Here is a 12,085-nt window from a genome sequence, read left to right on the forward strand (position 1 = left end):
TTGGTAAATGGGAGCGGGCAAGTTCTTCCGCGCGGCCGCTTCTACGCCGGGTGGCTCGGAAGGCGCACGGTGACCTTGGTGCCGGCCGCCTCCTGGGAGGCCAGGGTGATCGAGCCGTGGTGGCGTTCGACGACGACCCGGCACAGGGCCAGGCCCAGCCCGGCGCCGGGGATGCCGGTGTGCCGGGCGTTGCCACCGCGGTAGAGGCGGCGGAACAGCCGGGCCTGTTCGCTCGGGGCGACCCCGACGCCCTCGTCGGCCACGGTCAGCACGGCTGCGTCGCCGTGTTCGTCGGTCAGGACGACCCGGACCGTGGAGTCGGTGCCGCTGAACTTGACCGCGTTGCCGAGCAGGGCGTCGACCACCTGGCGCAGGCGGACGCGGTCGCCGGGCAGGGTCAGCTCGGCCGGCAGCGTGCTCTCGAAGGCGATCCGCCGCTCGGCCGCGCTCGGCGAGATGGCCACGATCGCGTCGGTCACCACCTCGACCAGGTCGACCGGGCCGATGGTGAGCTGGGCGTGGCCGGATTCCAGGGCGGCCAGGTCGAGCAGCTTCTCGACCAGGTCGCGCAGGCGTACGTTGTTGCGCTGGACCACGTCGAGCATCTCGCGGACCTCGCCCATCGGGGTCTCGTCGGGCGACTCGGCGATCAGGTCGACGTAGGCGCCGATCGAGGTCAGCGGGGTGCGCAGCTCGTGCCCGACCAGGGCGATGTACTCGTCGGTGGCCGCGGCCAGGTGCAGGGCCAGCACCTCGGCCCGGCGCTGCTCCAGGAAGGCCCCGATCAGCCCGGTCACGCCGGTCAGCAGCACGGTCAGCGCCGGGTCGGGCTCCTGCAGGGCGTACGTGAAGAAGGTGAGCACGCCGATCACCCGGTCGCCGCTGCGGACCGGGACGGCGCCGCCGGTCCGGAACGCGCTCTCGGCGGCGATGTAGGGCAGGACCGGCGAGTCGTCGGCGTGGATGTCCGGCACCCAGATCGAGTCGGCCTTGGCCCAGCACGACCCGGCCAGCCCGGAGCCGCGGGACATGCTGGCCGGCGTGGGCAGCGGCCGCTCCCGGGCCGCGGTGTAGTTACCGGCCGGGCGCAGCACGTCGGTGACCTCGTCGACCAGCCACAGTCGCACGTACGGCCAGCCGAGGGTGGAGCCGATCGCGTGCAGGATCCGGTCGGTGGCGTCGGCCGCGTGGGTGTGGTCGGCCAGCACGCGCAGGACCTCGGTCTCGCACTGCTGGTACTGCCGGGAGCGGTGCTCGTACGTCCGGTCGTGGAACGCGGCCACGGCGCCGGTGATCGTGCCGTCGGCCGCGACGATCGGGGCGGCGTTCACCGCGTACCACCGGTCTTGAACGATCACCTCGACGTCCCGGAGCCGTTCCCCGCCCAGGGCACGTTCCAAGGCCTGGCCGTACGCTTCGGGCAGCGCCGTGTTGCTGTGGGTGATCCGCCCCTGCGCGTCACAGATCGCCACGCCCGCGTCGAGCGTGTCGAGCAGCGCCCGGACCGTCACGTCCTCCGCTTTGCCCAGGCTGCTGAGAACCGAACCGAGTTTCTCCGTCAGTTGGGGCACGCCGAACGGCTTGCCGATCACCTCGAGCGCGCCCACCCCCTCCAGGCGCTGATCACCCGGCAGGAGGTACGCGGTGATCAGCACGACCGGCGTCGACGCCAGCTCCGGATCACGGCGCAGCGCGCGGCACAGCTCGAGCCCGTCCATCTCCGGCATGTCGACGTCGGCCACCAGCAGGGCCGGCCGGTGCTCGGCCACCGCCCGCAGGCCGGCCCGGCCGTCGTCGGCCACCACCACCTCGTGACCCAACCGGCGGATGACCTGCGCGATCACCCGCTGATGATCAAGATTGTCTTCGGCCACCACCACAAGCGCCACAAGTGACCACGCTAGGCAGGCCCGGGCTGATAATGCGGTGATACTCCACTCTTCTCCCCCACCCGAGTGTGCGCCGGGCCACGTCAGGGGGTAGACGATCAGGGTGTCAAACAACGTTGGGCTGCGGTCCGAACGCGGGCCCGTTCTCGCCGCCGTCATGCTCTCCACCGCGCTGATCGCGATCGACTCGACGATCCTGGCCACCGCGGTGCCCTCGATCGTCGACGACATCGGCGGCTTCACCGAGTTCCCCTGGCTGTTCACGGTCTACCTGCTGGCCCAGGCCGTCTCGGTGCCCATCTACGGCAAGCTCAACGATCTGTTCGGCCGCAAGCCGGTGATCCTCTGGGGGATCAGCCTGTTCCTGCTCGGCTCGGTGTTGTGCGCGCTGGCCTGGGGCATGCTGCCGCTGATCATCTTCCGGGTGGTGCAGGGCCTCGGGGCCGGGGCGATCGCGCCGACCACCATCACGATCGTGGGCGACCTCTACTCGGTGGAGGAAAGGGCCAAGGTCCAGGGGTACGTGGCCAGCGTGTGGGGCGTCGCCTCGGTGGTCGGCCCGACCCTGGGCGGCGTGTTCAGCGAGTGGGCCGACTGGCGCTGGATCTTCTGGGTCAACATCCCGCTCTGCCTGGCCGCCGGCGCGATGATCTTCCGGCGCTTCCACGAGAAGGTCGAGCGCGGCCACCCGGTGATCGACTACCGCGGGGCGGGCCTGCTCACGGTGGGTCTCACCCTGCTCGTCCTCGGCGTCCTGGAGGGCGGGCAGGCCTGGGCGTGGGACTCCACGACCAGCTTCGCGGTGCTCGGGATCGGGCTGGTCCTGCTGATCGCCTTCGGCTTCGCCGAGCGGACGGCGCCCTCGCCCGTCCTGCCGCTGTGGGTCTTCCGCCGCCGGTTGCTGGTGACCAGCGGTCAACTGGCGGTGGGCGTCGGGGCGATCCTGCTCGGCCTGTCGTCGTACGTCCCGACCTATGCCCAGGACGTGCTCGGCACCGGGCCCCTGGTGGCCGGGTTCGCGCTGGCCGCCCTCACCCTCGGCTGGCCCATCTCGGCCAGTCAGGCCGGAAAGGTGTATCTGCGCTTCGGGTTCCGGATCTGCGCGCTGATCGGCACGTCGCTGGTGCTCGTCGGGTCGGCGCTGTTGCTGCTGCTGGACGAGACCTCGTCCATCTGGGCGGTCGGCGCCTACTGCCTGATCATCGGTCTCGGCATGGGCCTGACCGCGGCCCCGACGCTGATCGCGGCCCAGTCGTCGGTCGGCTGGTCCGAGCGCGGCATGGTCACGGCCAACAACATCTTCCTGCGGTCGCTGGGCAGCGCCCTCGGCGCGGCGGTCTTCGGGGCCCTGGCCAACGCGGTGATCGGCTCGGGCGACGTGGTCGACCCGGCCAAGCTCACCGAGGCCGTGCACCGGATCTTCATCGGTATGGTCCTGGTCGCGATCGTGATGGTCGCGCTGGCCGCCCTGCTCCCCCGTCCGGTTAATTCGGAGGCGCCCGCCGCGGCCGCACGCTAGCGTGCTTGTTCAGGTCTTTCTTAGGAGGAGCAATGCGCGGTTTCCCGTCCCACCCGATGGAAACCGTCGCCTCCTCGAAGGACTCCCGTGCCCTTTCTCAACCTCGGCGTCGTCGCCCATGTCGACGCCGGTAAGACCAGCCTGACCGAACGCCTGCTGCACGCGGGCGGGGTCATCGACCATGTCGGCCGGGTCGACGCCGGCGACACCCAGACCGACTCGCTCGAGCTGGAACGCCGCCGCGGCATCACCATCAAGACCGCGGTGGCGTCGTTCCCGGTCGGTGACGTCACGGTCAACCTGATCGACACGCCCGGCCACCCGGACTTCATCGCCGAGGTGGAACGGGCCCTGCGCATCCTCGACGGCGCCGTGCTCGTCGTCTCGGCCGTCGAGGGCGTGCAGGCCCAGACCCGCGTGCTGATGCGCACCCTGCGCCGCCTCCGCGTCCCCACCCTGATCTTCGTCAACAAGATCGACCGGTCCGGGGCCCGCGAGGCGTCGCTGCTGCGCGAGCTGGCCGACCGGCTGACGCCGGCGATCGTCCCGGTGGGCACGGTGATCGGCGCGGGCACGCCGGGCGCCTCGGTCCGCCCGCTCGCCGACACGGCCCGTCTGGTGGATCTGTCCGGCGACGCCGGCTTGCTGGCCGAGTGGGTACGCGACGAGGAGGCGATCCCGGCCTCCCGCCTGACCGACGTGCTCACGACCCGAACCCGAGCCGGCCTGCTGCACCCGGTCTTCTTCGGCTCGGCCGTGACCGGCGCCGGCATCCCGGAGCTGATGGCCGCCCTGCCGAGTCTCCTGCCCACCACCCCCGGCACCCCCGACGGCCCGCTGAGCGGCACCATCTTCAAGGTCGACCGCGACCCCACCGGCCGCCGCCTCGCCTACGTCCGCCTCTTCTCCGGCACCCTCCACCTCCGCGACCACATCCCCGTCGGCGCCCCCGCCCCCGCCGGCACCTCGCCTTCCGACACCTTTGAGCCGCGCTCACCCGACCCCACCGTGCGAGCGGGCGGTAGCGCGCCCACCACGCAGCCGGACAGAACCACACCGGCGGCCGGGAAGCACGCTGTCATCACGGGGATCGAGGCGATCGAGGGCGGCTCGGGGGTTCGGCGGAAGGCGCTGGTGGCCGGGCAGATCGGGAAGCTGCACGGGCTGCGCGAGGCGCGGATCGGGGATGCGGTCGGGGTCGGGCCGGCGGGTGGGCAGCTGTTCGCGCCGCCGACGCTGGAGTCCGTGGTGACGCCGCTCGATCCGGCGGACGGGCGGCGACTGCATGCGGCGCTGACCGAGCTGGCGGGGCAGGATCCGCTGATCAACCTGCGGCAGGACGGGCGTGAGCTCTCCGTGTCTCTGTACGGCGAGGTGCAGAAGGAGGTCATCGGCGCGACCCTCACGGAGGCGTACGGCATCGCAGTGGCCTTTGACGTGACCCGGACCATCCACATAGAGCGGCCGGCGGGGGTGGGCCGCGCGGGGCGGACGCTCGGGAAGGACGGTAACCCGACGCTCGCGACGCTGGACCTGCGGGTCGAGCCGGGGACGGGGGTGACGTTCGACCTGGACGTGCCGGTCGAGCAGGTGCCGATCCACGTGTTCAAGGCGGTCGAGCTGTTCCGCGAGTCGCTCGCCTCCTACGTGGCGGACGCGCTGGCGCGCGGTCCCTCCGGGTGGCGGGTGACCGACGTGCACGTGACGGCCACCCGCACCGGCTTCGTGTCACCGGCGACGCGGGCGGCCGACTTCCGCAAGCTGGTCCCGATCGTGCTGGGCGAGGCCCTCGCGCAGGCCGGCACCGTGGTGTGCGAGCCGATCTCCCGCTTCCGGCTCGACGTGCCGCCGGCCACGCTGAGTGCGGTGCTGGCGGCGCTGGGGCGGTACGGCGCGATCCCTGAGAGGTCGACCGCCTCGCTGATCGAGGGGTTCGTGCCGGCCGCGCGGGTACGGGCGCTGGAGCAGGCCATCCCCGGTCTCACGCACGGTGAGGGCGTTGTGGAGACCACCTTCGATCGGTACGAGCGGGTCGGCTGCGTCACAATCGCTACTGGAGATCGCGATCGGTGAGCGGGAGGCGTAGTGTACGAAACAGTTTCGTTTCGCAGAGGGGGTCGGCATGGCTGAACAGGCTGCGCGGTCCCGCAAACTCGACCAGGAGCGGGAGCAGGCGATCCTGCGTGCCACCTACGAGTTGCTCGGTGAGACGGGCTACCAAGGGCTTCGGGTGGACGCGGTGGCCGCCCGGGCCCAGGCCAGCAAGGCCACCCTCTACCGGCACTGGCCGACCAAGGCCGAGCTGGTGAGCGACGCCGTACGGGTCTGCAAGGCCGTCGACAAGCCGCTTCCCGACACCGGGACGCTGCGCGGCGACCTCGAGGCCTGGTTCTGCGACATGGCCACCATGATCAGCAGCGATCAGGGACCCGTCCTGGCCGGCCTGTTCATGGCCCTGCACACCGAGCCCGAGCTCGCGACGCAGCTGCGCCAGATGCAGGAGTCCAAACTGCCGCTCGCGGAAGCCATCTGCGAGCGGGCCGTCACCCGAGGCGAGCTGCGCCCCGGCTACGACCCCCGGCTGATCGAGGAGATCGTGCCGGCCATGGTCTTCATGCGCGGGTTCGCCCTCGGCGAGCCGCTCGACCAGGCCTTCATCGACCACCTCGTCGACGACATCGTCCTGCCCCTGCTCACCCGGGAGCCGCGCTGCTGACCCTCGGCCTTTGAGCCCTCGGCCCGCTGTCGCCGCATCGACTTCACCTCTCAGCGCCCTCGCACTCACCGCCTGGGCGGATCTCCGCGTGCCCTGAAAGGGGACTCTCATGTCCATCACGACCTCCGACACTCACCGCTCGCCGGATATATCGCCTAAATCACGATCCCGATGGCTGGCGCTGGCCGTCATCGCGGTCTCGCAGCTGCTCATCGTGCTCGACGCCACGATCGTGAACATCGCCCTCCCGACGGCCCAGAAGGCGCTGGACATCAGCGACGCCGACCGGCAGTGGATGATCACCGCGTACACCCTGGCCTTCGGCGGCCTGCTCCTGCTGGGCGGCCGCATCGCCGACTTCACCGGCCGCAAGCGGGCCTTCATCATCGGTCTGCTCGGCTTCGCCGCCGCCTCCGCGCTCGGCGGCCTCGCCACCAACGCCTTCATGCTGTTCTCGGCCCGCGCCCTGCAGGGTGCGTTCGGCGCGCTGATGGCCCCGGCAGCGCTGTCGCTGCTCACAGTCACCTTCACCGAGCCGAAGGAGCGGGCTCGCGCCTTCGGCGTCTACGGGGCCATCGCGGGTGGCGGCGGAGCGGTCGGCTTGCTCCTGGGTGGTCTGCTGACGGAGTACGCCTCCTGGCGCTGGACGCTGCTCGTCAGCACCCCGATCGCCATCATCGCCGCCGTGGCCGCGGTCCGCTTCGTCGGCGAGAGCCGAGCCGAGGGCAACACCCGCTACGACCTGCCCGGCGCCCTCACCTCCACCGCCGGCCTGGTCGCCCTGGTCTACGGCTTCACCAAGGCGGCCGAGGACGGCTGGGACTCGGCGACCACGATCGGCTTCCTCGTCGCCGCCGTGGTGCTGCTCGTCGCGTTCGTCCTCATCGAGCTCCGCTCGTCGCACCCGCTGCTGCCGATGCGCGTGATCCTCGACCGCAACCGCGGCGGATCGTTCCTGACGGCCCTGCTGATCGGCGCCGGCCTGTTCGGCATGTTCCTGTTCCTGACGTTCTACCTGCAGATCACGCTCGGCTACTCGGCCCTCATGTCCGGTGTGGCGTTCCTGCCGTTCACCGTCGGCATCATCGTCGGCGCTGGCATCTCGGCCCAGGTGCAGACCCGGCTCGGCCCGCGCGTGCTGATGGTGGCCGGCCTGATCCTGGCCACGATCGGCATGGTCCTGCTGACCCAGATCGGCGTCGACACGAGCTTCTGGACCCACGTCTTCCCGGCCGAGCTGGTCCTCAGCCTGGGCCTGGGCATCACCTTCGGCCCGATGTCCAACACCGCCCTGGTCGGCGTGGCCGACCACGACGCCGGCGTGGCCAGCGCCCTGATCAACACCACCCAGCAGATCGGCGGCTCGCTGGGCACCGCCCTGCTGAACACCATCTTCACCTCGGCCGTGGCCGCCTACATCGCCGACCACCAGGCCTCAGCCACCAACGCCGCGTCCCTCACCGCCACCGCGACCGTCCACAGCTACACGGTCGCCTTCTGGTGGAGCGCCGGCCTGATCGCCCTGGCCGCCGTCATCGCCTTCACCCTGATCCGAGCGGGCCGGGACGAGGTCGCCTCCACCCCCGGCACCCCGGCCATGGTCTGACGCCACCCCTCCCCGCTTCACTGCCCGCCGTCGGGCGCGCCGCCTCCCCGCGCCGCGCCCGACGGCCGCACCTTTCCCGCCCCGGCCGTCCTTCGGGAATCCACCTTCCGGAACCGGATCGCCCAGTCACCCTCCACAGCCCGAAATGTCCCGCCAGCCCGCAACCACCGCCGCAAGTACCCCCAGCCGGACATCTCCGCTCGCCCACAAGCGGCCCAGCCCGAAATGTCCCGTCAACCCGCGACCACCGCCACAGGCGCCCAGCCGGACATCTCCGCTCGCCGCAAGTGCCCCATCGAAGCCGGGATCCCCGGCTTCGATGAGGCCCGGCCCCGCCCTTCCACAGCCCGATATTTCCGGCGGCCTCACCCGCGCAAGGTCACTCCATCCACAGCTCGAAGTGTCCTGGTAGCTAACCCCGCGCGAACCGGCCCATCCACAGCACAAAATGTCCCGATGGCTTCGCACGCGCGCGAACCGCTCCCGCCACCGCCCGAAATGTCCCGGCGACTTCGCCCGCGCAAGTCCAGCGCATCCGCAGCCGGAATGTCCTGGCGACTTCACTCGCGCAAGGTCAGCCCACCCGCAGCCGAAATGTCCTGATGGCTCTGCCGGCGCCAAGCCGGGGCCGTCCTCAGCCCGAAATGTTCCGCCGACCTCACCAGCCCAAGCCGGTCCCATCCTCAGTCCGAAATGTTCCGGCGACCTTAGCCGCGCTGAGCCAGCCCATCCACAGCCCGATATGTCGCAGTGGCCTCACCCGCGCAAAGCCGGCCCGTCGACAGCCCGAAATTTCCCGCGGCTCATCCGCGCCAAACCTGGCCCTCCACGGCCTGAGATGTCTCCTCGCTGGTAACCGCGCCCTCCCCGCGCCGGGTGTGGGCTTGGGCTACTCCGCGGTCAGGAGGCCGTTGGTCAGGGCGGCGGCGGTCAGGTGCCGGTAGCCGACGGAGTCGAACGCGATGACCAGTTCGTGATCGTCCCGGTTCAGCAGGGTGCCGGGTCCCCACAGGCGGTGCCGGACGCGCTGTCCCCCGGCCTGCTCCGCCGGCGCGGTTTGCTCGCCGACGGCGCCCCGGCCGGCGCGCCCGCCGACCGCGCCATAGCCGGCGCGCCCGCTGACGGCGGCGCGGTCGGTGTGGGTGTCGACGGCGGCGGCGGCGCGGGCGGCGGACGTGTCGGCGGCGGCGCGGGCGGCGGACGTGTCGGCGGCGGACGTGTCGGCGGCGGCGCGGACGGCGGACGTGTCGGCGGCGGCGCGGGCGGTGTGGGTGTCGTTGTCGCAGGCGTGGCAGGGTGGGTCGTAGTGCTCGCCGAAGTAGCCGAGCAGCTCGGCGCGGCGGCAGTGGGTCGTCTCGGCGTAGCCGCGGGCCGCTTCGATGCGGGAGCGCAGGATGGCCTGGCGGCGGTTGCCGGCGGCGGTGACCTGTTTGAGAGCGTCGCCCATCGGGGCCGCGAGGACGGCGTCGTTGCCGTCGGGGTGGAGCAGGCCCAGCTCCAGGAGTTCGTCGACCACGCGTTCGGCGGCGGCGTGGCCGACCTGCGCCGTCTCGGCCAGCTCCTTGACGGTGACCCGGCGGGTGGCCGACTCGATCGCGTCGATCACCGCATGCACTGTGGCGCCGCCCATGCGGGAGCGGGCGGCCAGCAGGCGTGGGATCCGGATGGTCCGGGGGTCGTACACCAGCACCGCGCTCGCCGGCCGGCCGTCCCGGCCGGCCCGCCCGATCTCCTGGTAGTACTCGTCGAGGCTGCCGGGAACGCCGGCGTGGACCACCGTGCGTACATCCGGTTTGTCGATGCCCATGCCGAAAGCGCTGGTCGCCACCACCACGTCGAGGCGGCCGGCGAAGAACGCGTCCTGGATCTCGCTGCGGCGGGCCGCCGGCAGGCCGGCGTGATAGGGCTCGGCCTTGTACGCGTCGAGGCGCAACCGTTCGGCCAGGCTCTCGCAGCGGGCGTGGCTGAGCGCGTAGACCAGCGCCGGTCCTTCATGGGCGAGGACCACTTCGACCGTACGGTCGTCGATCGCCTGGGCCTCCGGCAGATCGTGCCGGGCCCGCCGCACGGCCAGCGAGATGTTCGGCCGGTCGAAGTCGGCGACGATCACCTGCGGGTCGCGCATCCGCAGCTGGCGCGTGATGTCGGCCTGCACCGGCGGGGCCGCGGTGGCCGTGAGCGCCAGCACCGGCGGCTTCCCGGCCGCCTCGACCACGTCGGCCAGCCGCAGGTACTCCGGCCGGAAGTCGTGCCCCCACTCGCTGACCAGGTGCGCCTCGTCCACCGCGACCAGCGTGACCGGCCGCGGGCTGCCCGAGATCGCCGCCATCGTCTCCGCGTTGGCCAGCTGCTCCGGCCCCAGCATCACGAAGTCGACCCGCCCACCGGCCAGCTCGCTGAGCGCGTGGCCCCGATCGGCGTGATGCTGCGAGGAGTTGAGCATCACGGCCCGTACGGCCTCCCGCTCTGTCATCGACCTGAGCTGATCCCGCTGCAGCGCGATGAGCGGCGACACCACCACCGTCAGCCCACCCAGGGCGAGCCCGCCCACCTGGTAGATCGCACTCTTCCCACTGCCGGTCGGCAACACGGCCAGCGTGTCCCCGCGCCCGGTCAGCGCCTCGAGCGCCCGCCGCTGCGCCGGCCGCAAACTGATCCCCAGCACATCCCGGGCGATCCGATCAAGCTTGTCCACGCACCCGTATGCTACCCGCGGAAGCCGCCACTCCGCCTCGTGCGCCCGGCGGAGGTGGAGCGGTTGGCGGCCTGGTCGGTGCCGCCGCATTGGCGGCCGGCTCCGCGGGCGGCGGTGCTGGGCCGGCGGCGCGACCGGGCGGGCGTCCGGTAGACGCGACGGCGCCCCGCGGCGGGCGTCCGGTAGACGCGACGGCGCCCCGCGGCGGGAAGCCGTGGGGCGCGTCGTGTTGAGGAAGAGGTCAGCCGAACTTGTAGGTGTTGCCGGAGCCGGGGACCTTCGTGGGGAGGCCTCGGCGGGCCCGCTCGCCCCGGATCGTCGTCTCCAGGATGTCCCAGAGGGTGCCGGCGATCGTGGCGACGATGACGGCGGGGGTGATCCAGTCGAGGAGGTCGGTGTTGTTGTCGGTGATCCAGTCGAAGGCGGGGTTGAAGAAGTTGTCGGAGGCCAGCAGGTAGGTGGTGACGGCGCCGACGGCGACGGCGATGAGCGCGTTGACGATCAGGACCGGCCGGGTCCAGCCGGTGCGGTAGAGCCAGACCGCCCACAGAGCTTTCAGGGCGATCAGGGCGATGACCAGCGGCCACCAGAAGGACCAGCCGCCGGGGTCGAGGACCGGGACGTCGGTGAAGGTGAAGCGCTGCAGGATGATGGCGGCGATCAGGATGACCGGCCACACCACGTACGTCACCACCTGGCCCAGCGAGACCGCGCGGGGCTCGTACTTCGGCAGGTCCTTCGGGGTCCAGGGGCCGCCGCGGAGCTCGTCGCGGCCGAGGCCGGTGCGTTCGATGACGGCGAAGGTGGCGGTGGTCCAGAACGCCAGGTGGACGCCGACGGTCAGGGCCGTGCCGATCGCGTTGCCGATGATGGCGCCGATGTTGACGTCGTCGGCGAAGAAGCCGCCGATGCTGGTGGCCACGACCACGATCGGCAGGACCGTGGTGAACAGCATCAGCATGAAGCGGCGCCACACCCCGTACAGCTCCGGGCCTATCAGGAAGTTGGGTCTGTCGGCGTAACTGTCGGCGAGCTTGTCGGGGTCGCCCAGCTCGAGCAGCGCGTTCTCGACGGCGGTGTCGAGGGGCTCGCCGGACTCGACGCGGGCGTCGACCGCGTCGTCGATGGAGGCGCGCAGCTCGCGGTCGATGTCGGAGCGCTGCTGCTCGGGGATGCGGCGCAGGGCGGTGTAGACGTAGCGGTCGACGAGGCTGGTCATTTGTCGCTCCCGGGGTGGGTGAAGGAGAGGTCGGTGATGGCGCCGTCGAGTCGCTTCCACTCGCCGCGCAGGGTGTTGGCGACGGTGTCGCCGAGTTCGGTGGTCCGGTAGAACTTGCGGGGCCGGGCCTCGTCGGTGTTCCACTCGCTGACCAGCAGGCCCTGGGACTCGAGCCGGCGCAGCAGCGGGTAGAGCGTGTTGGCCTCGACGTCGAAGCCGGCCTCACTCAGCGTCTCGAGCAGCGAGTAGCCGTACCCCGGCGCGCGAAGAACCATGAGGCTGGCGACGACGACCGTTCCCCTGCGCAGCTCCTGCAGGTGAGTGGCTAGCGTCGCGTCCGTTGTCATGTCGAAAACAATACTGTGCCTCACACACTATGGCAACCCACTACACCAAAGTGCTGGGCACATCAGTGCGCACAAAGAAGCGCCCCGCCGGATG

At 71.3% G+C, this 12,085-nt stretch carries 8 protein-coding genes; 4 read left to right on the forward strand and 4 right to left on the reverse strand.

Features of this window, described 5'->3' with window-relative positions; translation table 11 throughout:
• Nucleotides 1–41 precede the first annotated feature (41 nt).
• Nucleotides 42–1,889, reverse strand: a complete 1,848-nt coding sequence (locus AB0J66_RS24715; protein WP_364664833.1) for an ATP-binding protein — start codon at nucleotides 1,887–1,889, stop codon at nucleotides 42–44.
• A gap of 103 nt (nucleotides 1,890–1,992) precedes the next feature.
• On the opposite strand from AB0J66_RS24715, the gene AB0J66_RS24720 reads away from it, so the two are divergent.
• The 4 genes from AB0J66_RS24720 to AB0J66_RS24735 all read left to right on the forward strand — a co-directional run bounded on the left by AB0J66_RS24720 (nucleotide 1,993) and on the right by AB0J66_RS24735 (nucleotide 7,730).
• On the forward strand, nucleotides 1,993–3,408 hold the full coding sequence (locus AB0J66_RS24720) for an MFS transporter (protein WP_364664836.1): 1,416 nt from the start codon (nucleotides 1,993–1,995) through the stop codon (nucleotides 3,406–3,408).
• An 87-nt stretch (nucleotides 3,409–3,495) separates the two neighbouring features.
• On the forward strand, nucleotides 3,496–5,481 hold the full coding sequence (locus AB0J66_RS24725) for a GTP-binding protein (protein ID WP_364664839.1): 1,986 nt from the start codon (nucleotides 3,496–3,498) through the stop codon (nucleotides 5,479–5,481).
• A 49-nt stretch (nucleotides 5,482–5,530) separates the two neighbouring features.
• Nucleotides 5,531–6,124, forward strand: a complete 594-nt coding sequence (locus AB0J66_RS24730) for a TetR/AcrR family transcriptional regulator (protein ID WP_364664841.1) — start codon at nucleotides 5,531–5,533, stop codon at nucleotides 6,122–6,124.
• A gap of 109 nt (nucleotides 6,125–6,233) precedes the next feature.
• Nucleotides 6,234–7,730, forward strand: coding sequence for an MFS transporter (locus tag AB0J66_RS24735; protein WP_364664844.1), 1,497 nt, complete (start codon nucleotides 6,234–6,236; stop codon nucleotides 7,728–7,730).
• Nucleotides 7,731–8,619: 889 nt separating this feature from the next.
• Here AB0J66_RS24735 and AB0J66_RS24740 read toward each other — a convergent pair.
• The 3 genes from AB0J66_RS24740 to AB0J66_RS24750 form a co-directional block, all read right to left on the reverse strand.
• Nucleotides 8,620–10,425: a RecQ family ATP-dependent DNA helicase gene (locus AB0J66_RS24740; protein WP_364664846.1), complete on the reverse strand. Its 1,806-nt coding sequence runs from the start codon at nucleotides 10,423–10,425 to the stop codon at nucleotides 8,620–8,622.
• Nucleotides 10,426–10,666: 241 nt separating this feature from the next.
• A complete protein-coding gene (locus AB0J66_RS24745; protein WP_364664849.1) occupies nucleotides 10,667–11,644 on the reverse strand; it encodes a permease prefix domain 1-containing protein in 978 nt (325 codons plus the stop codon).
• Nucleotides 11,641–11,991, reverse strand: a complete 351-nt coding sequence (locus AB0J66_RS24750) for a PadR family transcriptional regulator (RefSeq protein ID WP_364664852.1) — start codon at nucleotides 11,989–11,991, stop codon at nucleotides 11,641–11,643. The genes AB0J66_RS24745 and AB0J66_RS24750 overlap by 4 nt, the downstream gene beginning before the upstream one ends.
• Nucleotides 11,992–12,085: the final 94 nt, after the last annotated feature.

The sequence above is a fragment of the Actinoplanes sp. NPDC049598 genome, assembly GCF_040675435.1.
GTDB lineage: Bacteria > Actinomycetota > Actinomycetes > Mycobacteriales > Micromonosporaceae > Actinoplanes.

What these genes read in the sequence shown, in the direction of transcription:
- AB0J66_RS24730 (WP_364664841.1), top strand. Translation starts at nt 5,531, where the DNA reads ATGGCTGAACAGGCTGCGCGGTCCCGCAAACTCGACCAGGAGCGGGAG.
- AB0J66_RS24750 (WP_364664852.1), bottom strand. Translation starts at nt 11,991, where the DNA reads ATGACAACGGACGCGACGCTAGCCACTCACCTGCAGGAGCTGCGCAGG.
- AB0J66_RS24745 (WP_364664849.1), bottom strand. Translation starts at nt 11,644, where the DNA reads ATGACCAGCCTCGTCGACCGCTACGTCTACACCGCCCTGCGCCGCATC.
- AB0J66_RS24735 (WP_364664844.1), top strand. Translation starts at nt 6,234, where the DNA reads ATGTCCATCACGACCTCCGACACTCACCGCTCGCCGGATATATCGCCT.